The organism is Myroides gitamensis, from assembly GCF_029894455.1.
Lineage (GTDB): Bacteria > Bacteroidota > Bacteroidia > Flavobacteriales > Flavobacteriaceae > Flavobacterium > Flavobacterium odoratum.
The window spans coordinates 1,647,650-1,672,595 of the sequence record NZ_JARYHN010000001.1; the positions used below are offsets into that span (position 1 = coordinate 1,647,650).

At 37.2% G+C, this 24,946-nt stretch carries 22 protein-coding genes and 1 pseudogene; 19 read left to right on the forward strand and 4 right to left on the reverse strand.

Annotation, left to right across the window (positions count from 1 at the left end):
* The first annotated feature begins 19 nt into the window (after window positions 1-19).
* Both uvrB and M2306_RS07220 read left to right on the forward strand, forming a co-directional pair.
* Window positions 20-2,005, forward strand: a complete 1,986-nt coding sequence (gene uvrB, locus M2306_RS07215) for an excinuclease ABC subunit UvrB (RefSeq protein WP_259188402.1) — start codon at window positions 20-22, stop codon at window positions 2,003-2,005.
* A gap of 9 nt (window positions 2,006-2,014) precedes the next feature.
* Window positions 2,015-2,437 (forward strand): DUF1456 family protein, encoded by a 423-nt coding sequence (locus M2306_RS07220; protein WP_259188401.1) that lies wholly within the window; start codon window positions 2,015-2,017, stop codon window positions 2,435-2,437.
* A 362-nt stretch (window positions 2,438-2,799) separates the two neighbouring features.
* On the opposite strand, the gene M2306_RS07225 is transcribed toward M2306_RS07220, so the two are convergent.
* A complete protein-coding gene (locus tag M2306_RS07225; protein ID WP_002991853.1) occupies window positions 2,800-3,171 on the reverse strand; it encodes a group III truncated hemoglobin in 372 nt (123 codons plus the stop codon).
* Window positions 3,172-3,228: 57 nt separating this feature from the next.
* Between M2306_RS07225 and M2306_RS07230 the strand changes: the two genes are divergently transcribed.
* The 4 genes from M2306_RS07230 to M2306_RS07245 are packed head-to-tail and all read left to right on the forward strand — an operon-like array spanning window position 3,229 to window position 5,640.
* A complete protein-coding gene (locus tag M2306_RS07230) occupies window positions 3,229-3,975 on the forward strand; it encodes a Rossmann-like and DUF2520 domain-containing protein (protein WP_259188400.1) in 747 nt (248 codons plus the stop codon).
* Window positions 3,975-4,502 (forward strand): KdsC family phosphatase, encoded by a 528-nt coding sequence (locus M2306_RS07235; protein WP_002991850.1) that lies wholly within the window; start codon window positions 3,975-3,977, stop codon window positions 4,500-4,502. The genes M2306_RS07230 and M2306_RS07235 overlap by 1 nt, the downstream gene beginning before the upstream one ends.
* Before the next feature lie 10 nt (window positions 4,503-4,512).
* Complete coding sequence (locus M2306_RS07240) at window positions 4,513-5,100, forward strand: Maf family nucleotide pyrophosphatase (protein WP_115090100.1); 588 nt, start codon at window positions 4,513-4,515, stop codon at window positions 5,098-5,100.
* Between the two features lie 3 nt (window positions 5,101-5,103).
* Entirely contained in the window at window positions 5,104-5,640 is a 537-nt protein-coding gene (locus M2306_RS07245) for a mechanosensitive ion channel family protein (RefSeq protein WP_259188399.1), read from the forward strand.
* Window positions 5,641-5,751: 111 nt separating this feature from the next.
* Here M2306_RS07245 and M2306_RS07250 read toward each other — a convergent pair whose 3' ends face one another.
* Window positions 5,752-6,372: a trimeric intracellular cation channel family protein gene (locus tag M2306_RS07250; protein ID WP_002991844.1), complete on the reverse strand. Its 621-nt coding sequence runs from the start codon at window positions 6,370-6,372 to the stop codon at window positions 5,752-5,754.
* Window positions 6,373-6,385: 13 nt separating this feature from the next.
* Complete coding sequence (locus M2306_RS07255) at window positions 6,386-7,129, reverse strand: RDD family protein (RefSeq protein WP_259188398.1); 744 nt, start codon at window positions 7,127-7,129, stop codon at window positions 6,386-6,388.
* Between the two features lie 25 nt (window positions 7,130-7,154).
* On the opposite strand from M2306_RS07255, the pseudogene M2306_RS07260 reads away from it, so the two are divergent.
* From M2306_RS07260 to M2306_RS07310, 11 genes and pseudogenes are all read left to right on the forward strand, one after another.
* Window positions 7,155-8,121, forward strand: a pseudogene (locus tag M2306_RS07260) (stage II sporulation protein M).
* Between the two features lie 9 nt (window positions 8,122-8,130).
* Complete coding sequence (locus M2306_RS07265) at window positions 8,131-9,084, forward strand: hypothetical protein (RefSeq protein WP_259188396.1); 954 nt, start codon at window positions 8,131-8,133, stop codon at window positions 9,082-9,084.
* Complete coding sequence (locus M2306_RS07270) at window positions 9,077-9,904, forward strand: hypothetical protein (protein WP_259188395.1); 828 nt, start codon at window positions 9,077-9,079, stop codon at window positions 9,902-9,904. The genes M2306_RS07265 and M2306_RS07270 overlap by 8 nt, the downstream gene beginning before the upstream one ends.
* Window positions 9,905-9,906: 2 nt before the next feature.
* Window positions 9,907-11,130, forward strand: a complete 1,224-nt coding sequence (locus tag M2306_RS07275) for a DUF4350 domain-containing protein (protein WP_259188394.1) — start codon at window positions 9,907-9,909, stop codon at window positions 11,128-11,130.
* A 6-nt stretch (window positions 11,131-11,136) separates the two neighbouring features.
* Window positions 11,137-12,147, forward strand: a complete 1,011-nt coding sequence (locus tag M2306_RS07280) for an AAA family ATPase (protein WP_115090095.1) — start codon at window positions 11,137-11,139, stop codon at window positions 12,145-12,147.
* A gap of 12 nt (window positions 12,148-12,159) precedes the next feature.
* Window positions 12,160-13,479 carry a DUF58 domain-containing protein gene (locus M2306_RS07285; protein ID WP_259188392.1) on the forward strand — a complete coding sequence of 440 codons (1,320 nt, stop codon included), beginning with the start codon at window positions 12,160-12,162 and terminating at the stop codon, window positions 13,477-13,479.
* A 3-nt stretch (window positions 13,480-13,482) separates the two neighbouring features.
* On the forward strand, window positions 13,483-14,280 hold the full coding sequence (locus M2306_RS07290) for a TrmH family RNA methyltransferase (protein ID WP_259188391.1): 798 nt from the start codon (window positions 13,483-13,485) through the stop codon (window positions 14,278-14,280).
* Between the two features lie 204 nt (window positions 14,281-14,484).
* On the forward strand, window positions 14,485-15,129 hold the full coding sequence (locus M2306_RS07295) for a hypothetical protein (RefSeq protein ID WP_115090092.1): 645 nt from the start codon (window positions 14,485-14,487) through the stop codon (window positions 15,127-15,129).
* A gap of 135 nt (window positions 15,130-15,264) precedes the next feature.
* Complete coding sequence (locus M2306_RS07300; protein ID WP_115090091.1) at window positions 15,265-17,481, forward strand: RelA/SpoT family protein; 2,217 nt, start codon at window positions 15,265-15,267, stop codon at window positions 17,479-17,481.
* A 102-nt stretch (window positions 17,482-17,583) separates the two neighbouring features.
* The gene (locus M2306_RS07305) at window positions 17,584-18,042 is read left to right on the forward strand and encodes a Fur family transcriptional regulator (RefSeq protein ID WP_002991826.1); all 459 of its coding nucleotides are present in this window, start codon (window positions 17,584-17,586) and stop codon (window positions 18,040-18,042) included.
* 34 nt (window positions 18,043-18,076) lie between these two features.
* Window positions 18,077-19,348: an adenylosuccinate synthase gene (locus M2306_RS07310; RefSeq protein ID WP_259188390.1), complete on the forward strand. Its 1,272-nt coding sequence runs from the start codon at window positions 18,077-18,079 to the stop codon at window positions 19,346-19,348.
* A gap of 103 nt (window positions 19,349-19,451) precedes the next feature.
* Here the strand turns inward: M2306_RS07310 and M2306_RS07315 are convergent, their stop codons facing one another.
* Window positions 19,452-20,747 (reverse strand): T6SS phospholipase effector Tle1-like catalytic domain-containing protein, encoded by a 1,296-nt coding sequence (locus M2306_RS07315; RefSeq protein WP_259188389.1) that lies wholly within the window; start codon window positions 20,745-20,747, stop codon window positions 19,452-19,454.
* A 1,353-nt stretch (window positions 20,748-22,100) separates the two neighbouring features.
* On the opposite strand from M2306_RS07315, the gene M2306_RS07320 reads away from it, so the two are divergent.
* Window positions 22,101-23,750 carry an OstA-like protein gene (locus M2306_RS07320; RefSeq protein WP_259188388.1) on the forward strand — a complete coding sequence of 550 codons (1,650 nt, stop codon included), beginning with the start codon at window positions 22,101-22,103 and terminating at the stop codon, window positions 23,748-23,750.
* A gap of 1 nt (window position 23,751) precedes the next feature.
* Window positions 23,752-24,945, forward strand: coding sequence for an aspartate aminotransferase family protein (locus M2306_RS07325; RefSeq protein WP_115090090.1), 1,194 nt, complete (start codon window positions 23,752-23,754; stop codon window positions 24,943-24,945).
* Window position 24,946: the final 1 nt, after the last annotated feature.

Sequence of the window (24,946 nt, forward strand, 5' to 3'; positions counted from 1 at the left end):
TGCATTTAAATAAGTAGTTATGAAATTTGATTTACAATCTGATTATAGTCCCACCGGTGATCAACCGGAAGCGATTAGCCAATTGACCCAAAGTATTTTGGACAATCAGAAATATCAAACACTTGTAGGGGTTACGGGATCAGGTAAGACGTTTAGTGTTGCCAACGTAATTCAAGAGGTACAAAAACCAACCTTAGTTTTAGCACATAATAAAACATTGGCTGCGCAATTGTATTCGGAATTTAAAAGTTTCTTCCCCAACAATGCTGTAGAGTATTTCGTTTCTTATTACGACTACTATCAACCGGAAGCATTTATTCCTGTTACAGGGCAATACATCGAGAAAGATTTATCGATCAATGAAGAACTAGAAAAGCTCCGTTTAAGCACCACTTCTACCCTATTATCGGGTCGTCGCGATGTTTTAGTTGTAGCTTCTGTTTCTTGTCTCTATGGTATCGGAAACCCGATTGAGTTCCAAAAGAACGTTATTTCCATCGAAATAGACCAACAAATTAGCCGTACGCAATTGCTACACCGACTGGTGCAAAGCTTATATGCTCGTACAGAAGCTGATTTCACACCAGGTTACTTTAGAATCAAAGGAGATACAATTGAAGTATTCCCGAGCTATGCAGACAATCCGTACCGCATTCACTTCTTTGGAGATGAAATTGAAGCCATTGAGGTATTTGATGTAACAACAGCTCAAGTTATTGAGAAATTTACGCGTTTGAATATCTATCCTGCGAATATGTTCGTAACCTCTCCCGATGTGTTAAACAACGCTATTTGGGAAATACAACAAGACTTAGAAAAACAAGTCACTTATTTCAAAGAAATCGGGAAACACCTAGAGGCAAAACGCCTAGAAGAGCGAACAAATTTCGACCTAGAAATGATGAAAGAACTGGGATACTGTTCTGGAATTGAAAATTACTCCCGTTACTTAGATGGTAGAGAGCCTGGAACCCGTCCGTTCTGTTTATTGGATTATTTTCCGGATGACTACTTGATGGTTGTCGATGAGAGTCACGTGACGATTTCTCAAGTACACGCCATGTATGGTGGAGACCGCTCAAGAAAAGAAAATTTAGTTGAATACGGCTTTCGATTACCTGCAGCCCTCGATAACCGACCATTGAAGTTTGAGGAATTTGAGGCCATGCAGAACCAAGTCATCTACGTTTCTGCAACCCCTGCTGATTATGAGCTCCAGAAAAGTGAGGGTGTAATTGTAGAACAGTTGATTCGCCCTACTGGTTTATTGGATCCCATTATTGAAATACGCCCTACTGAAAATCAGATTGACGACTTAATCGAGGAAATCCAACAACGCGTCGATAAAGATGAACGAACCCTCGTCACCACTTTAACCAAGCGTATGGCAGAAGAATTAGCCAAATACTTTACTCGCATGGGTGTTCGTTGTCGCTATGTCCATTCGGATGTAGATACCTTAGAACGCATCGAAATTATGCAAGATTTGAGAAAAGGGCTTTTTGATGTACTAATTGGGGTGAATTTACTTCGAGAAGGTTTAGATTTGCCTGAGGTATCGCTTGTAGCTATTTTAGATGCAGATAAAGAAGGTTTCTTACGCAGCCATCGTTCGTTAACGCAAACTGTGGGTAGAGCTGCGAGAAACGTCAATGGAAAGGCAATTATGTATGCGGATAAGATTACGGCCAGTATGCAGAAAACAATAGACGAAACCAATTATAGACGCACGAAACAGATGGCCTATAATACACAACATAACATTACACCGAAAGGATTAAATAAAAAGATCAGCAACGACCTCATTAAGCCAACCTACGACGAGCTCATGACAGAACAAGTGAAGAAAGTCGCAGAAGAGCAAGTGAAATATCACACCAAAGAGGAAATACAGAAGCTAATCAACAGCAAGCGAAAGGAAATGGAAAAAGCAGCCATGGACCTCAATTTTATGCTAGCTGCCCAATTACGAGATGAAATACAAATATTAAAAGATAAATTATAACTATCGCCCATGACTAATAACGATATTTTAAAGAAACTGCGAGTTGCTTTACAATTAAGAGACGAACAAATAGTAGAAATTCTTGAACTAGTTGATTTTAGAATTTCTAAAGGAGAACTAGGTAACTTCTTTCGAAATGTCGACCACCCAAAATACATGGAATGTGGCGATCAAATCTTGAGAAATTTCTTAAACGGATTGGTGATTTATCTTAGAGGTACAAAAGAGGAACCGAAGAATCCAATGGAGGTTTTACAAAAGAACAAAGAGAATATAGTGAAGAAAGTAAAAACGGACCGACCAGCTGAACCAAAAGCTTTTGGAAGTAAACCGAAAGCCGCAGGAACTGCAGGTAAAAAACCTTTCGCTAAATCTGATAAACCTAAAAATCCACTTGGAAACATTAAGTTTAACAACGGAAAGAAAAAATAAGATTGGAGAAGGGAAAAGGGTGAGGCGATGAGAGGATGTGGTGAGGTGGTAAGGCGGTGAGAAGTGAGCAAACCTCACAAAGAGCAAACCTCACAAAGAGCAAACCTCACAAAGAACAAACCTCACAAAGAGCAAATCTCACAAAGAGCAAATCTCACAAAGAGCAAATCTCACAAAGAACAAACCTCACAAAAAGCAACCCCACAATCCAATGGATCATAAAAAAGGGATGAGTTTTAATAAAACTCATCCCTTTTTATTTTCTATTTTATCAAGCCATTTGGCAAATTGCCATTTGCCCCTACTGAATTTTCACCCATACCCCATAACCAACCAACCATAACCTAATCCATAACCACCCACTAATTCCCCCTAAAATACTCAATCTTACTCAAGAACATTGCTGCCATGCGTTCTGCACGCCATTTGGCTTCATCGGCAATTTTACCTTCAAATAGCTCATCTACTGTACGGTTAAAAATTTCCTTCCAACGTTCAAAATGCTCTTGGTGAACAGGTAATTTTGCGTGTGGCGGAAAAGGTCTTCCTGAATACGTATGTTCTTCTAGCAAAACAGTCTGCCAAAACGCATACATTTTCTCTAAATGGTAGTCCCATTTACCCGCTAAGCGCTCATTAAATATGGGGCCAATCAAATCATCTTGTTGTACTCTACCGTAAAACGTATTGACCAACAATTGAATATCTTTAAGGTGTTCTATATCTTTACTCATACAATTATTTCTTTTAATTCCTCCCCGCTTTACCGCTAAAATCTTTATCTTTACCTTATGGTTACAATATCAATTTTAGGCTCGGGAAAAGTTGCGCACCACCTGATAGGAAACATCCTAGAAAGTGATCAGTTGACATTACAACAAATATACGCAAGAAATACGAATTCAGTTACTGATTTAGTACCTGAAAACAGGGTTGTCAATGACATAAAAGCGTTAAAGCCCGCGGATATTTTTATTATTGCCGTCAGTGACATTTCCATTGAAGAAGTTTCAAAGCAAATTCAAACCCACAATCAATTCGTTGTTCATACCTCAGGGACTATCCCGATGTCTGCCATACAGCAAGAACGCAAAGGGGTGATGTATATGTTACAATCGTTTTCGAAGGACAAAGAATTGGACTTCTCCTCTATTCCTTTTTGCATTGAAGCCAATCACAAGGAAGATTTTCAACTGCTAGAAAAAATAGCCGTTAGCTTTTCAGAACGCGTTTATAAAATCTCATCGGAACAAAGAAAAGCCATTCACTTGGCTGCGGTATTTGTCAACAACTTCTCTAATCACATGTTTACCATGGGAGAAGATATCTGTAAAGAGTACCAAGTCCCTTTTGAGATCCTTAAACCCTTGATTTTAGAAACAGCCAATAAAATTATGCACCTCTCTCCCTTTGAGGCACAAACTGGGCCTGCATCGAGAGGGGATCAAAATACCATCAATCAACATTTAGAAATGTTGACGGATCCAACCAAAAAAGAAATCTATCAACTTATTACAAAATCAATACAAAATAGATAATGTCTAAACACTTTAAAGAAATCATGAACGATATCACTACATTCATATTTGATGTAGATGGAGTCCTAACAGATGGAAAAGTTCACGTTACAAACAATGGAGATTTATTGAGAATCATGAGCATCAAAGATGGTTATGCTGTCAAAGCTGCTTTAGAAAATGGCTATCGCGTGTGTATCATCTCTGGTGGAAGTAACGAAGGTGTAAAAACAAGATTGAGCAATTTAGGTGTGAAAGACATCTACTTGGGTGTTTCCAACAAAGTGGAGATTTTCAAAAAGTATTGTGCAGATCACAACCTACAACCAGAAGAAATTTTATATATGGGGGATGATATTCCAGATTATCACGTAATGCAGCTAGTAGCCCTTCCAACGGCTCCTCAAGACGCATCTCCTGAGATCAAGCGTATCTCTCGTTATATCTCTCATAAAAATGGCGGCGAAGGTGCTGTACGTGAAGTAATTGAACAAGTGATGAAAACCCAACACAAATGGTTTCAACACTTTGATGCTAAATACGATTAATCCATCCTTTATGCCCTATCAAATACTACATGACTATGCCCTTGTACTGGGATCTAACTCACCCAGACGCAAACAATTTTTAACCGATTTGGGGTTAACTTTTGTGGTTCGAGCATCAGATATAGAAGAAAATTATCCACCTGAACTACAAGGTGCAGCTATTACCGATTTTATCGCTAAGTTAAAAGCAGATGCCATCGCATTAACGCATGACAAGGAGATTCTAATCACCAGTGATACTACCGTTTGGAGTGAAGGTCAATCCCTAGGAAAACCCGTAGATAGACAAGAAGCAATTGCAATGCTACAGCGCTTATCAGGCAAGATGCATGAAGTAATTACTTCTATCTGCTTGAAGACAACGCAAAAAGAGCATGTTTTTCACGTTATTACAGCCGTGCACTTCAAAGCATTAAGTCTTGAGCAAATTGAATATTACATTGATCAGTATCAGCCCTATGACAAAGCTGGGGCATACGGTATTCAAGAGTGGATTGGCTTAGTGGGCATTGAACGCATTAACGGATCCTATACCAATATTGTAGGATTACCGACCACCGAACTTATGGAAGAATTAATACAGTTTATTAAAGCATAAAACATGCCTGAAGGATATTTATTTAAAGCTATAATTACCGTAATCGCTATCCTTATCTTTTTAATATCTAGAAAGATAACAACAAGCATCATTCACTCTTTTTCCAAGAAATCCGAGATGAAAGAAGGCCGGGAAGCTGTCGTTATTCGCTTGTTTAACTTGCTGTTACTTGTCCTATTATTCATTATTATATTTACGATATGGGGCGTTGAAAAAGACAATGTATTATTGACCTTAACCTCTGTATTTACAGTAATTGGCGTAGCTATGTTTGCGCAGTGGTCTTTGTTGAGTAACATCACAGCGGGTATCTTGCTTTTCTTCTCTTTTCCTTTTCGCATTGGAGATATTATCCGAATTCAGGATAAAGACTTCCCTACTGAAGGGAGAATTGTAGACATCAAAGCCTTTTACCTTCTGTTGATCACAAAGGATGGAGAGCAGATTTCCTATCCCAACAACCTTCTTTTACAGAAGGGGATTGTCATCCTCAGTCCTGATCATTTTGAAACACATGAGAAAAATACATTACAAGAATAAAAAAAGATCTTCCTAGGAAGATCTTTTTTTATTCTTTGTTGTTTGGTGAGGGTTGTGAAAAGTAAAAGTTGAATAGCTCAAAGTCTATGCCTTTACGCCTTCACAAAAACATCACTCCTTTCCTACTTCTTGTGCAAAAGGCAAACTCCATTTATAGCGAACAGCAAATAAACGAAGGGTAATAATACTTCCTGCTGTTGTAAGATATATCACTTCTTTATTGACGTTATAGTGTTCTAATAAATAAAACACACATCCACCAAATATACAAGCGGTAGCGTAAATCTCCTTTTTGAAGATAATCGGAATTTGATTTGCTAAAATATCGCGAATCACCCCTCCAAAACAAGCTGTAATTGTACCTAAAGCAATACAAAATACAGGATGCAATCCTACGGACATTCCTTTGGCGATACCGATTAAAGTAAATACGGCGATACCAATAGTATCAAATAAAAATAGCGAATAGCGCAAAATCGTAAAGCGTTTATAAAACACCAACGATAGGAAAACACCAAAAAAGGTTACATAAAAGTAACTTAAGTCGGTCAACCAAAATACAGGGGTAATTCCAATCATCATATCCCGTATGGTACCGCCACCCACTGCTGTGGCAAATGCCAAGATAATCATACCAAATAAATCTAGCTTACGCTCACGCCCCGCCAATGCTCCGGAAATTGCAAATGCCAATGTTCCAAGCAAATCTAAAATCTCAAAAAAACTAAACATTTAAAAAAATATATTACTCTTTACCTGTAAAATGACTATAGTCCTTTAGGACTAATTCTACAAATTGTTGGTTACTTAACTCCAATTGCCTCTTGTCTATACTCAATTCAGACTCGAGCTTATTGGCCAATGCTTTGATTAAGGAATAATCTCTGCTTTGGATGAATCTCAAATAAATCTCTTTTACTACGCCAATATCCGCATCTGATAGGCGAATAACCTGAGGGAGTAAAGGACTATACTCCTGCTCCACTTCTTGAAAAATCGTAGTGGATAAGCTCATCCTTGTTTTTGTACTAATGACCGTGGTTCCCGCAAAGAAATCGCCCAACCGTTGGCTTTTTGATGTGCATAAAATACTGACTACTGCAACGATACCATTCCCTACAAAAAGGTCGATGACTCTAAATATCCACCGTACAAAATAATCGACAATCGTTGCTTGATATCCGTCAATCTTAATCACTTTGATGCCTAGTATTTTTTTCCCTGGTGTATATCCTTGCATTAAGATCTCAAAGAAAACGGTATAAAAGATAACGGGAATACTAATGAGGATAAAATAAGCATTGATCGACCAAACATCATTTGAAAAGAGGTTCGAAAAATGAAAGATGGTATCAAGATAATAGAATACAATAAAATAGAGGATTTTAAAGATCATATCCAGTATGAATGCCAAAATACGCTCCCCTATCGAAGCCGCTTTAAAATCAATTTCTATGTTTTGTGTTGTATTTATTGTTAATTTAGCCATAAATATACTTTTAATCAATCACAGCATGAGAGAAGTCGCGTTTATTAAAAAAAATAAAGAACACTGGCTTTCCTATGAAAAGGCCCTCTATTCCTTACCAACGCAAAAACCAGACTATCTTGCATCCATGTATATGCAGATCATGAACGATTTAGCATATGCCAAAACTTTTTATCCCAATAGTAAAATTACACAATATTTAAACAGTTTGGCGATACAAACTTACCAAAAAATATACAAAACAAAAACGAATTGAAGAAAATAGAATTAAACGCTTCTTTTTATACGATGTTCCCTTAGCAGTATACAAACACCGACGCAAATTAAACTTCACTTTAATTGTCTTTGTGGTATTTGTTGCAATTGGCGTTATTTCAACCCATTACGACCCTAGTTTTACGCGAAATGTACTCGGCGATTACTATGTCAACTCCACCATCACCAATATTAAAAACGATGATGCTATGGCGGTTTATCAATCGGGAAGTAATTGGGGTAGTTTTATAGGCATTACTGCTAATAACCTCTACGTTGGTTTGCGTTTCTTTCTCTTTGGATTAAGTGCAGGATTGGGTACCTTGCTCTTTCTCTTTTACAACGGGATCATGTTGGGAACCTTCCAATACCTCTTCGTCAATGAAAATGCATTTATGGAGAGTGTACGCGGTATTTGGTTACACGGAGCGATAGAAATAACCGCTATGATCATTGAGGCTTTCGCCGGGTTTGTCTTAGGGGCAAGTTTACTCTTCCCTAAAACCTTATCGCGTGTCAATTCACTTAAACTGGGATTCAAAGATGCTTTAACCATCTTTATTGCCACCATCCCTTTTACCATTTTAGCAGGATTCATTGAAGGATATATAACTCGTTATGCGAAAACAATGCCGGATGTGCTCAACTATGCCATCATCTTGAGTACGTTTAGCCTTATCTTTTTCTATTTCTTCCTTTATCCTAAACGATTAGTAAAAAAACTAAACCACATATAAACAATTGCTATGTTTTTATTATTTCAAAAACGCGACTTTAGCGCGCTTGTCAGTGACACCTTCACCTTCTTTCGATTAGAAGGGAAAAACTATTTCAAACACTTTTTAAAACTGTGCGGAATTCCCCTGTTTTTAGCCCTTGTATTCATCTATTTACTGGCTGATATTGGCATTTCTTCTGCAACAACGGCATTACGCCCAGCAGGCTTGAATGATGAAGCTTTTTTTAGAGCGGTTTTTGACGACCATTTAGGAGTAAGTATCCTTGCTATTGTCGGTGTATTCGTTGTGGCTGTAATCATGGGAATCGTCTGTTATTCGTATCCAGTATTTTACTTAAAAAACTTAGGAGATGCTACGGAAGCACAACCCGCAGATCAAAATCTAATTGGCAAACAAATCAAAGGAAAATTAGGCGCAATTATCGTCTTCTTTTTAGGAACTACCTTTATCATGATGCCTTTAGCCATGATTCTATTCTCCATTTCTGTTCTTTTGGTATTTTTGTTAATTGGAATTCCGATCTTACTCTTAATGGTTCCTACTTTTTACTCTGTTTTTACGCTTGCAATCTATGAGTACCTAATTAAAAATACAGGATTCTTCACGGCTTATGGTAATGCCTTCAAATACGTACGCAACAACTACTGGTCCATTATTGGTAATACCTTCGTGTTTTACATCATTACCTCGTTGATAACCTTTATTCCATCACTAATTATTCAGTTACTTACTCTTGGTGGTGGTGCTTTTTTTGACACACTAAACCTAGAAGACCAATCGTTTAGTGCAGTCCTTACTTGGGGGATTGTACTGGTATATTTTATCTACATTTTATTGGCTACCTTGGCGCAAAACATTATGTTTATCAACCAGGGAATTATCTACTATAGTGAAAGAGAAAAAGAAGAAAATTTCTTTACCAAAAGTAAAATTGACAGTATTGGTTCAAACAATGAATAAACACTCGACGACTTTTCTTGTAACGATTTTACTGCTTTTCTGTTGTATTGCCCCTATACAAGCGCAAACTACAGAAGAAGAGGACTGTGAAGAATGTCCAACGGAAGTAGCAGTAATCTTACCTGCCACTACACCTAAAAAGGTAGTGGCAACGGATTCGCTTTATCTTTTACAAGATAAGGGCAGCGAAGTATACAACAAGAAATTCAGTACGAAATACAAAGATAAATACAAGGGAAAACAAGAATTCACCTATGTAAAAGTAGAGAAAAAAGAAGGTTTATTTAAGCGAATCAAACAAGCGATTCGAGAGTGGTATTACCGCAACTTCGTTCAAAAGGTTGGAACAGAACTCAACAATTACTATTACGTGGTTATTTTGCGTGTGCTAGGCTTTCTTATTTTTGGACTTGTAGTCTATTACTTGGTGAAAGCGTTTATCCAAAAAGATATCTATTGGATCATAAAAAAGAAAGGAAAAAAAATCAGTGCCTTGGAGCATATTACAACCGAAGACTTCAAAACGACAAATTTTGAGCTTTTAGTTGCGGATGCCCTGGAACAACAGCATTATCGCTTAGCCATTCGTCTATACTATCTGTGGCTATTACAACGCCTTCAAGAACAAGGAAAAATCATTTGGGCCCCTGAAAAGACCAATGCAGATTATAGTTATGAATTAAAGGAAGTAAGTGAAAGAGATGAATTCACTTACCTCTCCTATCTCTATAACAACATCTGGTACGGAGAATATGAATTAACGTCGGAAGATTTCATCAAAGCGAAAAACTCTTTCGATACCAAACTTAAAACCAAGTAACGATGAACAGCTCTTTAAAAAAGTTTGGCATTGCCCTATTGGTTTTAGTCACCTTTGTTTTCATTTATGAAAGCGGAAAACAGAAGCCGGTTAATTGGAATGAATCCTTTAACAATAGAGACAAGAATCCCTATGGTTTATACATTCTTGACCAAGAAATTGATGCCTTACTAAAAACCGATTCTTTGACGCGTTTTAACTCTTCTATTTACGAGTTTTTAGAATATGAAGACTATGACACGCTTTCCCCTAGTACATTAATTGTAATTGGCTCCGCTGGGATTGATTTAGATCAATATACGGCTGATTATCTCAAAGCGTATATAGAAGCAGGAAATACAGCACTTGTTCTCTATACCAACCCTAATATCGCCTTTTTAGAAGCCTTTGGACTTTCTAAAGAAGAAACAGCATACAATGACATAAACGACACGGAACCGAATACTGTTTTAGAACTTACGAACGAACACCTAACGAAGCAAAGATTTCGAATTAAAAATGACTCCTATAATGTCAATTTACAAATCCTAGACAGCACAAAGAGCAATGTTGAAGTTTTAGGATATAAAACAGTCAATGGAGCAAGCAAACAAGTGGATTTAGTACGGATAAAACAAGGAAAAGGTCAATTAATTTTAGGTACCTCTCCTATTATTTTTACCAATTTCTATTTACTAGAAAGCAACAACCACTTATATGTTGAAAGTGTATTCTCATATTTACCTGAGAATCAAAACCATTATCTTTATGTCAAGTCCTTAGGCACACCCGACACACCCGAAGAGAGCAGCTCTTTGCTGCATTTTATCTTTGGCAATGTCGCCTTAAAATGGGCGTGGTATTTCTTCTTGTTGGGATTACTAGTCTTTACTTTATTTACAGCCAAGCGAAGACAACGTATTATTCCGATTATTCCACCAGTGAAAAACACAACGATAGAATTTACCAAAACCGTTTCGAATTTGTATATTCAATCCAAAGATTACAATGATTTAATGCACAAAAGCATCATTTACTCCTTAGAGAAAATCAGGCGCGTGTACTATATTGATACGGCGGTATTAGATGAAAAATTTGTGCATCATTACCAATTGAAAACCAACAAAAACAAAGCCGATATTCTTGCTTTTGTCAACCTAGTCAATGAATTCAAAAAGACTAACTTTTTGGCAACACAAGAAGATCTGGTTCGATTACATCAAGTAACCACAAAAATATTAGACTAAAATACTATGGAACATACAACAGAACCTACCACACCACAACCGGACAATCTAGCGTTTGAATCGCGTTTAGATTTAGGGCCATTGACGGAAAAAGTCACAGCGATTAAGCGCGAAATAAGCAAGGTTATCGTTGGTCAACACAAAACGATTGACCGTTTGCTTGTCGCATTACTGGCTAATGGACATATTCTTTTAGAGGGAGTACCTGGTGTAGCCAAAACATTAACTGCAAAGGTTTTATCCCAAACGATTGATACTACGTATAGTCGTATTCAATTCACTCCGGATTTAATGCCTTCTGATATTTTGGGAACTTCTGTTTTCAATATGCAAACGTCTGCCTTTGACTTCAAGAAGGGACCTATATTTGCCAATTTGGTGTTGATTGACGAAATCAATCGCGCACCGGCTAAAACACAAGCGGCTTTATTTGAAGTAATGGAAGAAAGACAAATTACCATTGATAACCTACAGTTTCAAATGGATCAGCCTTTCTTAGTTATTGCAACACAAAACCCAATTGAACAAGAAGGAACCTACCGTTTGCCAGAGGCACAGTTGGATCGTTTCTTATTCAAAATTGATGTGGAATACCCAAGCTTAGAAGAAGAAATCAATATATTAGTGAAAGAACACGCCTTTTTAGGTCAACAAAAAGTAACCCAAATTGAGAAGGTAGTAACACCAGAAGAAATAATCGCTTTTCAACAGTTGGTTAAACAAATTGTTGTGGAGGAAAAAGTAATGGAATACATTGCTAAAATTGTACACCAAACGCGTACAAATCCGATGTTATATTTAGGGGCATCTCCTCGTGCTTCTATCGCTATTTTAAATGCAGCAAAAGGTTATGCCGCTTTAAATAATCGCGATTTCGTTACACCAGAAGATATTAAAGAAGCAGCTTATCCTGTATTGACACACCGCGTTATTGTAGCACCAGAACGCGAAATGGAAGGAATTACAGCCAAAGATATTATTCAACAAATTGTAGAAACCATCGATATTCCAAGATAAAAGAAGCATATAATGAAACATCTTTTTCTACTTCCACGTGTTTACTACGGATTCGGTATCATCTTTGTGCTGTTTATCCTAGCTTTTCTATTCCCTGTTTTGTATTTCATAACATGGGGACTTGTAGCCGTGGGGTTTATTCTTCTTTTTACTGATTATTTTGTTCTATTTCTAGGGAAAAACAAAGTAGTTGCGCAACGTTTTTTACCGGAAAAATTATCAAATGGAGACGACAATCCTATTGATATTCAATTATCGAATCACTATTCTTTTGCTATTCATTGCGAAATCATTGACGAGATTCCATTCCAATTTCAAGAACGCGACTTCCTCCTTGAGGAAGAACTACAACCAGAACAAACCAAGCGCTTAACCTATACCTTATCTCCTAAATTTAGAGGGGAATATCACTTTGGAAAACTCAACGTATACGTGCGTTCTCCCCTACAATTGGTATCCAAACGCTATATTTTTTCAGCAGGTCAGATGCTTCCATGTTATCCTTCTTTTATTCAAATGAGGAAATATGACTTGATCGCTTTTGCCCAGAATAAATATGCCTTTGGATTAAAAAAACTGCGCAAAATCGGAAATACCACTGAATTTGAACAGATTAAAGAGTATGTTTCTGGAGATGATATCCGCACCATTAACTGGAAAGCAACAGCAAAGAAAAACGATCTAATGGTCAATCAGTTTCTCGATGAAAATACAGAAACGGTCTATGCGATTATTGATAAAGGACGTTTGATGCAAATGCCCTTTGAAGGAATGAGTTTACTCAACTACGCCATCAACTCTACGCTTGCTATTGCGAATGTAGTATTGAAAAAAAATGATCGCGTCGGCATGCTTTCTTTTTCTAAAAAGGTAGAAAATAGGGTTGCCGCTTCCAACAAGCGAACGCACTTACAAAAAATCATTTCCAATTTATACAACTTGGAAACTGATTTTAGCGAAAGTGATTTTGGTCATTTGTATAGTGCAGTAAAACAATCCATTACGCACCGTAGTTTATTGTTACTCTACACCAATTTCGAATCACTGTCAAGTTTACATCGCCAATTGCCTTATTTGCGTGCCTTAGCGAAAAGCCATCTGGTAGTCGTGATATTTTTTGAGAATACAGAGCTTAAAGCCCTGACGGAAAAGAAGGCTAAAAATACAGATGAAATAATAGACAAAATTATTGCAGAAAAATTTAACTTTGAAAAGCGTTTAATCGCCAATGAATTGACGAAATACGGAATACAAAGTATTCTGACAACTCCTCAAAATCTATCTATTGAAACGATTAATATGTACCTCAAAATCAAGGCAAAAGGTTTCTAAACTATGATTACAAAAAAAATAGAAAGCACACAAAACCCCCTAATAAAGACGATTCTTCAATTACAGGATAAAGCAAGAGCGCGCAAAAAAGAAGGTTTATTTATCATTGAAGGCTTACGCGAGCTCAAACTGGCTCAAGCAGGCGCCTATCAATTGAACACCTTGTTGTTTTGCCCAGACATCTTGCCTTTTGAACAAGTGCAACCTTTTATTGGAGCACAGACAACGTGTATTGAAATTTCCAAAGACGTCTATCAAAAATTAGCGTATCGCGATTCTACGGAAGGCGTATTGGCTTTAGCGCAGCCAAAAACACATGCTTTAGATCAATTGCAATTACCCGAAAATCCAATTATTCTTGTAGCAGAAGCGACAGAAAAACCAGGAAATATTGGCGCGATGCTACGCACTGCTGATGCAGCTAATATTGATGCTGTAATCATCGCTAACCCGCGAACAGATTTATACAATCCCAATATTATCCGCTCGAGTGTTGGTTGTTTATTTACCAACCAAATTGCCGTAGCAACAACAGAAGAAGCCATTGCCTTTTTAAAAGCTCGTGGTATTCACACGTATGCAGCAACCTTGCAAAACTCATGCAGCTATCATACCCAAGACTATACCACACCAACGGCTTTTGTAGTTGGAACTGAAGCAACTGGCTTAACAGAACCTTGGCGAGCAAGCAGTACACAGAATATCATCATACCTATGAGTGGCACCATTGATTCTATGAATGTATCTGTTGCAGCCTCTATTCTATTGTTTGAAGCAAAAAGACAACGCGATTTTAAGTAATACAACTAAACCCGCATAGACCCTAATGATTTCAGTCCGAATAAAGTAGGGAAAAAATCACAATATATTCAACAATAATACGCACTAGCGAACGTTTTATTAGAATAATTAAAATGTTAATCTCGCGTTACAGCTTGCTTATTTTATTTATATTTGATTTTTATTAATTTTTCCTTAACAAAAAACTTAAACAGACAAAGCGCTATGAAAAGAAGCAACAGATTCTTTAACCTATTCACCCTTACTATACTTCTTTCTTTTACCACTGCAGCAATGGCTCAATTTAAGCCTAAATACAATTACGAAGAACGCTTGCACTATAATTATCCGTGGAAAGTAAATCTTCAAATGAGTATGCTGAACAATAATTTTGATTGGGATGATCCCACAAATTTTGACGAATTAAAAGCGGCCTCTTTACCTAAGTTATCCGTTGAATATTACGCAGGTAAAAACGTTAGTTTTAAACTAGGTGTACTATCTAGTGAAGTCAAATCGGAAGATTTAGTGAACGGTAAAGTGGCGCATGATAAATTTAACGTTTTCGCAGTAGACGCAACCATGATCTATAGCTTAGGAGGTTTATTTAATATTCCAATTGTTGATCCTTATATTGAAACAGGATTAGGCTATACCAAATTCAACAAAGATGACAAAGCGATGTTCAACTTCGGTGGAGGTTTAAACATTTGGTTATCAGACACTGGATTATTTAGCGTTGGACAATACAACCGTGATTTATTCATCAATCGCTTTGGGTTAAACTTTGAAGTTCTAGGTAAAAAGAACTTGAGTGGAGGACCTGGAAGTAACGTTCAAATTAACGGCGGGGTATTCTTTGTATTCTAAAGTAAAAAAGATAAATTGGCGATTTGAGTAGCCACAGAAAAAAAACAACAGTAGGGGTGTATTGCGATACACCCCTACTTGCATATACAGGCTTTTTTTCTTACATTTAGTATATCTTTATCGATCAATAGTAGTATGACAGAAGCAGAAATTGAATTAGAAAATAAGGCAATAGCAAAAGAATATAAAGAGTTACTGAAAATCAGTTATCAAACTTTATCTGATGCAGATAAAAAATTAATTAGAAAGGCGTTTGACGTGGCCGTTGATGCCCATAAAGATCAACGCAGAAAATCGGGAGAAGCTTATATTTTTCACCCCATTGCCGTTGCAAAAATCGTCGCTTCTGAAATTGGATTAGGTGCAACCTCCATTGCGGCAGCTTTAATGCACGACGTAGTTGAGGATACGGATATCACCGTAAAGCAAATTGAAGAGTGGTTCAATCCCAAAATAGCGCAGATTGTTGAAGGATTAACGAAGATGGCCCTATTAGAGCCGGATTCTCACATTTCAATGCAAGCGGAGAACTACCGCAAAATGTTACTTACACTAAATGATGATGTACGCGTAATTCTGATTAAAATTGCCGACCGTTTGCACAACATGCAAACCATGGAAAGCATGGTGGATTACAAGCAAGCTAAAATTGCTTCAGAAACCTTGTATATCTATGCCCCACTCGCCCATCGTTTAGGCTTGTTCAACATCAAAACCAAGTTAGAGGATCTCGGTCTGAAATACACAGAACCCGAAGTGTATAAAGACATTGTCCTCAAAATGAAAGAAACGAAAGAAGAGCAAGAAGCTTATATCAAATCCGTTTCGGACATCTTGAAACAATCCCTAGATGAAGAGCATATCCAATATTCGATGAAAGGTCGTCCGAAATCGATTTATTCGATTCGACGCAAGATGAAGGCACAGAATGTAACCTTTGATGAAGTATACGACAAATTTGCCTTGCGCATCATTTATAAATCAACCCAGCATGAAGAGAAGTTCATCGCTTGGAAGATTTATTCGATTGTAACAGATCACTTCCGCCCTAGCCCTAGCCGTTTAAGAGATTGGATTTCCTCTCCTAAATCTACGGGGTATGAAGCCTTGCACATTACTGTGATGGGCCCTAAAGGACGTTGGGTTGAAATACAAATCCGAAGCGAACGCATGGATGAAATTGCCGAGCAAGGATATGCTGCACATTACAAATACAAACAAGGCGTTACGGAAGAAAATAGCTTAGACCTTTGGTTGAACCAATTGAAGGAAGCACTTGAAAATGCAGAAACCAATGCCGTAGATTTTGTGGAAGACTTCAAGCTAAGTCTTTATGCCAAAGAGATTTATGTCTTCACACCTAAAGGAGAGATTAAATCCCTTCCGAAAGGAGCTACTGCACTTGATTTTGCTTTTGCTATTCACTCGGAGATTGGTTTAAAAACAAGAGGAACCCGTGTAAACGGTCGATTGGTACCTTTAAATCACATCTTATCTAGTGGGGATCAAGTAGAAATTATCACATCGGAAAATAAAAAACCGAATGTCAACTGGTTAGATTATGTTACGACCAGTAGAGCTCGAAATAAAATCAAGAGTTCATTAAACGAGAATACGAAGAAGATTGCCGATGAAGGAAAAGAGCAATTACAACGTAAACTGAAACATTTAAAAATCAATCTGGACGAAACAACAGTCAATGAAATGGTCAACCATTTCAAACTCAAAACCAGTCAAGATTTATTTTATCGCGTTGGTGCCGGTTTAATTGACAATGCTCAATTAAAGGAATACGCATCGAAACGCAACAATACGTTGTTCAACTTTTTCAAGAAAAGCATCAAACGAACTCCTTCTGCTCCAGTAATTCAGGAGTCAGAAGATAAAAAATCATTAGATTTACTTGTTTTCGGAAAAGACAAAGAAAAGTTAGATTATAAGTTAGCCACTTGTTGTAATCCGATACCTGGTGATGATGTTTTTGGATTTGTAACGATCAACGAAGGAATAAAAGTACACAAAACCGATTGTCCTAATGCACTGAGTATGCGTTCAAACTACGCGTACCGCATCATGCAGGCGCATTGGGTTGCTTCTTCTACTTCGTTGAACTTTGAGGCAACGATTAATATTACGGGACTAGACTCTGCCGGTTTAACCACGGAAATCACCAAGATTATTATGGAGAGTAAAGCCGTAAATATTCGAAGTATCGCCTTGAGTGAAAATGCGGGATTATTTAAAGGATCGATTACCGTAATCGTTCCAAACAACGATATTTTGAAGAAAATGATCACCAATATCAAGAAAATTGAAGGAGTAGATAAAGTAACTCGAGTGAATACCAATTAAACGCAGTCAATACGCCTGTCTTTAATTTTTAAAAAAGATAATCAATCAATTAATTTTCTCACAAGAGAAAATACAACTATATTTGCATTTTAGTATTTAGTTATGGGAAGCGAGAATAATCAAGAAATAGTAAAAAACGTTTTTACGAAATTTTTAGAAGAAAGAGGTCATCGAAAAACGCCTGAACGATACGCTATTTTACAAGAAATTTACGATAGTGAAGAGCATTTTGATATCGAGTCTTTGTACATCAAAATGAAGAATAAAAACTATCGAGTAAGTAGAGCTACGCTGTACAATACTATTGAAATTTTATTAGAGTGTGGTTTAGTTCGAAGACATCAATTTGGACAAAATCAGGCACATTACGAGAAGTCATATTTTGACAAACAGCACGATCACATCATTTTAACTGATACAGGAGAAGTGATTGAGTTCTGCGACCCTCGTATTCAAACCATTAAAAAAACAATAGAAGATATTTTTAATATTGAGATTCACAATCACTCGTTGTATTTCTATGGCAATAGAAAAACGAATGAAGAAGAATCTGAATCCTAACACAACTAATTTAAAACTTTAACAACACAAAAGAATGGCAGTAGATTTACTACTTGGCTTGCAGTGGGGTGATGAAGGTAAGGGGAAAATTGTGGATGTCCTTACTTCAAAATACGACATTATTGCACGCTTTCAAGGTGGACCAAACGCAGGACACACCTTAGAATTTGACGGAATTAAACACGTTCTTCGTACAATTCCTTCTGGTATTTTTCATAAAGATTCAATCAACATCATCGGAAACGGTGTAGTAATTGACCCTGTTGTTTTCATGAAAGAAATTGAAGGTTTAGAGCAATTCAAAATTGACTTTGTCAATCGCTTATTGATCTCTAGAAAAGCGCACTTAATTCTTCCTACGCACCGTTTACTTGATGCTGCTTCTGAAGCTGCAAAAGGAAAAGCAAAAATCGGTTCTACATTAAAAGGAATCGGTCCTACTTATATGGACAAAACCGGTAGAAACGGTCTTCGTGTTGGTGATATTGAATTAGAAGATTTCGAACAAAGATATCGCACATTAGCAGACAAACATGAATCTATGATTCAATTCCACGATGTGGATATGCAATACAATTTACCTGAATTAGAAGAAGAATTCTTCCAAGCAGTTAAAGAATTACAAAAGTTAACTTTCATTGATAGCGAGGAATATTTAAACCGCGCATTGAAAGAAGGAAAAACAATCTTAGCAGAAGGAGCTCAAGGGTCATTATTAGATATTGACTTCGGAACATATCCTTTCGTAACTTCTTCGAATACTACAGCAGCTGGTGCTTGTACTGGTTTAGGAATTGCACCAAACCGCGTACAAGAAGTGTTTGGTATTTTCAAAGCGTATACTACACGTGTTGGAAGTGGACCATTCCCTACAGAGCTTCATGACGAAGTAGGTACTACAATGGCTTCTGTTGGTAGAGAGTTTGGATCAGTTACAGGTCGTGCAAGAAGATGTGGATGGTTGGATTTAGTTGCATTAAAATATGCAGTTGAAGTAAACGGTGTTACTGAACTTTACATGATGAAAGCAGACGTTTTATCTGGATTCGAAACATTGAAAGTTTGTACGAAGTACACATACAAAGGAGAGACAATCAACTATCTTCCTTACAATATCGAACCTGAGAACGTAGAACCAATCTACGAAGAAATCAAAGGTTGGAATGCAGACTTAACAGGAATGACATCATACGATCAACTTCCTACTGAATTAAAAGCGTATATTCAATTCATTGAAAATTACCTTGATGTTCCAGTAAAAGTTGTTTCTGTTGGTCCAGATAGAAAACAAACGATTATAAAATAATAAAAATCCCACTTCTTGAGAAGTGGGATTTTTTTTGACTCCTCTTATCATTTTTAAATCAAGATTTCAAGAAGTTTTCACTTACCTTCACTATCCGACAAGATCAGCTACCATAGATTTCGTCTCGGTGCCATTGGTCATTATTTGGTGCATTTTCACCAAGATCAACTAAACCAAAAGCATTATAAATAGAAGGATGGTCAATACTATCAAAACTTGCATCGGGATACTGTTCTTTTGCTTGTTCGATTTCAAGATTTAATTTAGTAGGATGAAAGGTATTTAAGAAGACATTGGTGTCGTTTTCAGCAGAAAATCCATAATTAGAAGATATATGGGTAAACTGTGCATAATTATTATATGTATAACAAGGACCTTTTTGTCCTGCCCCTTGAGTCACATAATCCGACACTTCCCTTTTAAGGCTTTTTAATTCAGTTATAACGATACTAGACGCATAGCTAAATATTCTTTCATTCGAAAAACTATTCGTAAAATCTGCCATAACCTCAAAATACACTTCACTCATCGCCACTGGAACATTTTGACGCTCCGAATATAGATTAGTACCAATTGTTAGAGACTCGTATTGAACATTGCTACCTAAAAGCGCAGGCCAAATCAATTGCGGATCACAAGCAAAATCATCTTTAACCGATGTGCGTATTTTCTCAAGAAGCTGTCTCAAAGCATCTTGTGAAGAACGAACCTGATTTAAATAAACTTTTTCTCCTTGCTCAAAATATCCCCCACCAACATCAGCATGAGCACCAGGCACAAAAATTTCTTTTACTTTATCCGTGTGATACTGCTTAATTTCAACTAGTTCCCTAGCTCCATTTTTATTCTTTAAACTGGTTAAAGGGAAAAATTTACGGCATTCATTAATTGCAGTGAGATGTAAAATCTGATCAATACGCGTCAACTCTTGATCACTAAAGAAAATTTCAGGTCTTTCTGTCAATAAAGTAACAACCGTGTCATAAATTCCCAAAAAACGTATTTTTACATTGGAATTCAACAAAGCTCTTTTAGTAAAATCACGCGCTAAAGTTGCTCCTCTACTAAAACCATAAACAAATAGCTCAATTTGGCGATTTGAATTAGCACTAACCAGTGTATTCAATTGATTTAATCCCAAATTCAGTTTATCCTTATAAGAATAACCTGGTTTACCAACCACATTGTTTCCTGTTGCCTTAGCAAAATCAGAATCCTCCTTGTTGTCCATCGTTCCCACACCTTCTATGTAGAATTTTTTAGTTTCATTCGTAGCTTCATACAATTTTGCTACATTGGTTAAATTTCCAAATTTGGCAGGATTGGCCTTAGAATTTGTCTTATTATCTCCTGTACCATCAAAAAAGAAAAGTGCTCTAATTGTTACATCGTCTTCCATAATTATTTTAAATTTTTGGGTTAATAAATGGGCATAGTTTACCCACACAAAAAACAAACAAGACTGCATTTCAGGATCCTCTAATGATGCAATTAACTTCTTGTAAATTACATCATCGCGCAAAGTACAATCCTATCTTATTTTTGCTTGTGAATACACTACTTATTAGCATCCCTACTACACTTGGTTCAAGGCATATAGAATAAAACGAAAACCGACCTGCAGTGTCAATGTTTCATGCTTTTAGCTTCTGCTTCTACTGTTGTTTATACATACAGTAGAGCACACCTACGTTCCCTCTTTTGGTAGGGTATATCTTTGTATTTCGAAAAAATAATTGATTTTTTAGCGTATAGAACCTAAGGTGGTGGTTCTATCATTCAATCGAACTAACGGTTCGGTATACGGTTCTTTTGACGCTGTGAAGACAAGAATATATAACAAACTAAACTTCTCTTTTCTCACGTTCAATCAAAACTATTAAGATCTATTTTTAATCTACAATAGGACTGATACAAAATCAAATTCTATACCAAAAAAAGATGAGGCAGTGAGGTTTGTTTTTTGTGAGATTTGTTTTTTGTGAGGGTTGTGCTTTGTGAGGTTTGCGCTTTGTGAGGTTTGCTCACCGTCTCACTATCTCACCACCTCACTCATACCCCTTATCATCTCATTGGGAATTATCCAGTTACTTGGCAAATTGCCATTTGCCACTACGGGATTTTACATCTCACCCCCTCACCATCTCACCGCCTTTGTCGGAAATCATCCAGTTACTTGGCAAATTGCCATTTGCCACTACGGGATTTTACATCTCACCGCCTCACCGCCTCACCGCCTCGCTTTTTTGTTAAATCGTAGGTTTATCGATTAAAGACGATTTGCAAAAAACAAGATAAAACCCTTTCTTTTTTAAAGGGTAAAAAAGAAACAAAAACCCCTTCAACTAACTCAAATAAAGGTCAAATTAGTTTTTAAGGCTGAAAACAAAAGAACTCGCTACGCTCAAACACTTTTTATTTTTACAGCCTTTTCAAACATTTGACGCTCTTTATTTGATTTACGTTGGGGTTAAATTATCTTTTGTAAAGGTATTTTACGCTTTTAAGTAAATTGGTTTTCTATTGTCTGCTAGGTCGCTTTTTTTTGTTTTTTGTGAAGTTGTAGGTATATCGATTAAAGAAGGAACTCTGTCTTCACTCACCCCCTCACCCCCTCACCACCTCACCACCTCACCCCTTCACCCCTTCACCTCCTCACCCTCTAACCCCTCTCCCATTGATATTCCTATAATTTATTCTTAAGTCAAATTGAACTTCGCATATTTTGTTTAAATTTGAAAAAAATATAGACTTGAGAACATTATACTTCTTTATCCTATTCACGTTAATTAGCATTCCTAGTTTTAGTCAAGATAAAAACAAGATTATCATTCACCATGCGGATTTATCAGATCGAAATCAAGCGGAATTGCCTGATGCGACTTTACTAAGGGGAAATATCACGGCAGAACACAACGGAATTATACTCAATTGCAACAAAGCCTATTACTTTGAGAAAGAGAATTACATCAAACTTTTGGGTGATGTAAGGATGAATCAAGGGGATACTTTATTTCTGGATAGTAAATACGCAGAATACAATGCGATTAATGGATTTGCTTATGCAGAAGGAAATGTAATTGTACGTTCTCCTGATTCAACATTAGAAACCGATACGTTGCGCTTTAACCGCAATGAGAACTTGATTTACTATAATACGCCTGGAACTATTGTAAACAAAGGCAATATCTTAAAAAGTAAATCAGGAAAATACTTGATGTCCGAAAAGAAATTTCAATTCTTTACGGCAGTTACCATTACTACCACGCAAGGAACCATTGTCAAGTCCAATCACTTGGACTTCTATGAAGTTCCGGAACACGCGTATGTATTTGGTCCATCGACTATTACAAATAAAGACGATTATATCTATACTGAAAATGGCTATTACGACGTCAAGCACGACTTGGGTAAAATGGTTAAGAACTCCTATATCTGGTATGATCAACGAAAAATAGAAGGTGATTCCATCTACTATAACAAGCTCAATGAATTTGCTTCTGCTACCAATCACGTACGCATTACCGATACGATTAATAAATCAAGAATAACGGGACACTACGCAGAGCTTTACAAGCTAAAAGACTCGATGTTTGTGACGCAAAAAGCGTTGGTCAGTATGTTGACAGAAGAAGGTGATTCGGTTTGGTTTCACGCCAAGCGCATTGTATTGACGGGGCCTGAGAAAGATCGAATTATCCGCGGGTATCACGATGCTCGAATCTTTCGAGATAGCATGAGCGGAAAAGCTGATTCCATTCATTCCAGTGAGCGATTGGGATTAACCCAGCTAATTGGACGTCCTGTTTTGTGGAATGGCGATAGCCAAGTTACAGGTGATGTGATGCATTTAATCAACAATTTACAGACGAAGCAAATGGATTCCCTCAAAGTGCTCAACAATGCGTTTATCATTGAAAAAGACACCATTGGCACGGGATATAATCAAGTCAAAGGAGTCAATCTCTATGGTAAATTTAGAGATAACAAGCTTAGTGAGTTAGACTTGGTTAAAAATGCGGAGATGATTTACTATGCGTACAATGAGAAAAACGAATTTATCGGTATAGACAAAGGAATTTGTAGCCACATCAACGTAGGCTTTAGTGACAATGAAATTAGTACAGTCACCCTATTTGTTTCACCAGAAAGTGAGCTCTATCCCGATGAGATGTTACCCCAAAATGCAAGGTTTCTAAAAGATTTCCTCTGGCGGGGAGATGAAAAAATCAATTCCTTAGCGGAGATTTTCAGTGATGAAGAAATGCAAGAGGAAGCCGATAAGAAAGAAGAACGAGAACAAAAACAAAAAGAGGCAGAAGAACCGATCGAGATTCAAAAGGAAACTTTAAATCCAGAGACGGAGCCTCAACAGACAAAAGAGAAAAAAACCTCTAAATAAAATGAAAGAAGATTTTTTTAAATACCAAGCACAGACTTCACCCAATCCCCTAGCGATGGAGATTTCCCACGCAAAAGGATCATATATATACGATAAAAACGGAAAGGCATATTTAGACTTCGTAGCGGGAGTTTCTGCTTGTACTTTAGGGCATCAACACCCAAAGGTAAACAACGCTATTAAAGATCAGCTAGACAAGTATTCACACGTGATGGTGTATGGAGAGTATATCCAAGATCCAGCTGTAGAATTCTGTAAGATTTTAGCCGAAAATATTCCTGCACCACTGAATAAAACCTATTTAGTAAACTCGGGAACTGAAGCAACAGAAGGAGCTTTGAAATTAGCTAAACGCGTTACAGGAAGAAGTCAGTTGATTTCGTGTTTCAACGCCTACCATGGAAATACAATGGGTTCCATGAGTGTCATGGGATTTGAAGACCGCAAGCGCGCTTTTCGTCCCCTACTTCCAGATGTAGATTTTATCCACTTTAACAGTGTAGAAGATTTAGAAAAAATCACAACACGTACAGCGGGAATTATCTTAGAAACCATTCAAGGAGGAGCTGGATTTGTAGAGCCTTTTGATGGTTTCTTAACGAAAGTAAGAAAACGTTGTGATGAAGTTGGCGCTTTGATGATTGTGGATGAGATTCAACCCGGATTTGGGCGTACAGGAACCTTATTTGGCTTCCAAAATTACGACGTTGTACCAGATGTTATCGTAATGGGAAAAGGAATGGCAGGTGGAATGCCTTGTGGTGCGTTCACTGCTAGTGATGCTCACATGGATTTATTATATGACAACCCTAAATTTGGGCATATTACAACCTTTGGAGGTCATCCCGTTATTGCAGCAGCAAGTTTAGCTACGCTAAAAGAGCTGGTAGAAACGGATCTAATGGCACAAGCCTTAGAAAAGGAAAAACTATTCAGACAATTACTTGTCCACCCTTTGATTACAGAAATCAGAGGAAGAGGATTAATGATTGCACCTATGACGCTTAGTAGTGATATTACTAACCGCGTTATCTTAAAATGTCAAGAAAAAGGTTTAATTTTGTTTTGGCTTCTATTCGAAGGAAAAGCAATTCGCATCACCCCTCCGTTAACCGTTAGCGAAGAGGAAATTACAGCGGGTTGTGCAATGATTATAGAGGCTTTAAATGAAGTTCAAGAAGAGTTAGGCTTATAAC

What these genes read in the sequence shown, in the direction of transcription:
- M2306_RS07265 (WP_259188396.1), top strand. Translation starts at nt 8,131, where the DNA reads ATGTTTTTATTATTTCAAAAACGCGACTTTAGCGCGCTTGTCAGTGAC.
- M2306_RS07325 (WP_115090090.1), top strand. Translation starts at nt 23,752, where the DNA reads ATGAAAGAAGATTTTTTTAAATACCAAGCACAGACTTCACCCAATCCC.
- M2306_RS07315 (WP_259188389.1), bottom strand. Translation starts at nt 20,747, where the DNA reads ATGGAAGACGATGTAACAATTAGAGCACTTTTCTTTTTTGATGGTACA.
- M2306_RS07235 (WP_002991850.1), top strand. Translation starts at nt 3,975, where the DNA reads ATGTCTAAACACTTTAAAGAAATCATGAACGATATCACTACATTCATA.
- M2306_RS07255 (WP_259188398.1), bottom strand. Translation starts at nt 7,129, where the DNA reads ATGGCTAAATTAACAATAAATACAACACAAAACATAGAAATTGATTTT.
- uvrB (WP_259188402.1), top strand. Translation starts at nt 20, where the DNA reads ATGAAATTTGATTTACAATCTGATTATAGTCCCACCGGTGATCAACCG.
- M2306_RS07225 (WP_002991853.1), bottom strand. Translation starts at nt 3,171, where the DNA reads ATGAGTAAAGATATAGAACACCTTAAAGATATTCAATTGTTGGTCAAT.
- M2306_RS07240 (WP_115090100.1), top strand. Translation starts at nt 4,513, where the DNA reads ATGCCCTATCAAATACTACATGACTATGCCCTTGTACTGGGATCTAAC.
- M2306_RS07305 (WP_002991826.1), top strand. Translation starts at nt 17,584, where the DNA reads ATGGGAAGCGAGAATAATCAAGAAATAGTAAAAAACGTTTTTACGAAA.
- M2306_RS07310 (WP_259188390.1), top strand. Translation starts at nt 18,077, where the DNA reads ATGGCAGTAGATTTACTACTTGGCTTGCAGTGGGGTGATGAAGGTAAG.
- M2306_RS07275 (WP_259188394.1), top strand. Translation starts at nt 9,907, where the DNA reads ATGAACAGCTCTTTAAAAAAGTTTGGCATTGCCCTATTGGTTTTAGTC.
- M2306_RS07245 (WP_259188399.1), top strand. Translation starts at nt 5,104, where the DNA reads ATGCCTGAAGGATATTTATTTAAAGCTATAATTACCGTAATCGCTATC.
- M2306_RS07295 (WP_115090092.1), top strand. Translation starts at nt 14,485, where the DNA reads ATGAAAAGAAGCAACAGATTCTTTAACCTATTCACCCTTACTATACTT.
- M2306_RS07220 (WP_259188401.1), top strand. Translation starts at nt 2,015, where the DNA reads ATGACTAATAACGATATTTTAAAGAAACTGCGAGTTGCTTTACAATTA.
- M2306_RS07290 (WP_259188391.1), top strand. Translation starts at nt 13,483, where the DNA reads ATGATTACAAAAAAAATAGAAAGCACACAAAACCCCCTAATAAAGACG.
- M2306_RS07270 (WP_259188395.1), top strand. Translation starts at nt 9,077, where the DNA reads ATGAATAAACACTCGACGACTTTTCTTGTAACGATTTTACTGCTTTTC.
- M2306_RS07250 (WP_002991844.1), bottom strand. Translation starts at nt 6,372, where the DNA reads ATGTTTAGTTTTTTTGAGATTTTAGATTTGCTTGGAACATTGGCATTT.
- M2306_RS07230 (WP_259188400.1), top strand. Translation starts at nt 3,229, where the DNA reads ATGGTTACAATATCAATTTTAGGCTCGGGAAAAGTTGCGCACCACCTG.
- M2306_RS07285 (WP_259188392.1), top strand. Translation starts at nt 12,160, where the DNA reads ATGAAACATCTTTTTCTACTTCCACGTGTTTACTACGGATTCGGTATC.
- M2306_RS07280 (WP_115090095.1), top strand. Translation starts at nt 11,137, where the DNA reads ATGGAACATACAACAGAACCTACCACACCACAACCGGACAATCTAGCG.
- M2306_RS07300 (WP_115090091.1), top strand. Translation starts at nt 15,265, where the DNA reads ATGACAGAAGCAGAAATTGAATTAGAAAATAAGGCAATAGCAAAAGAA.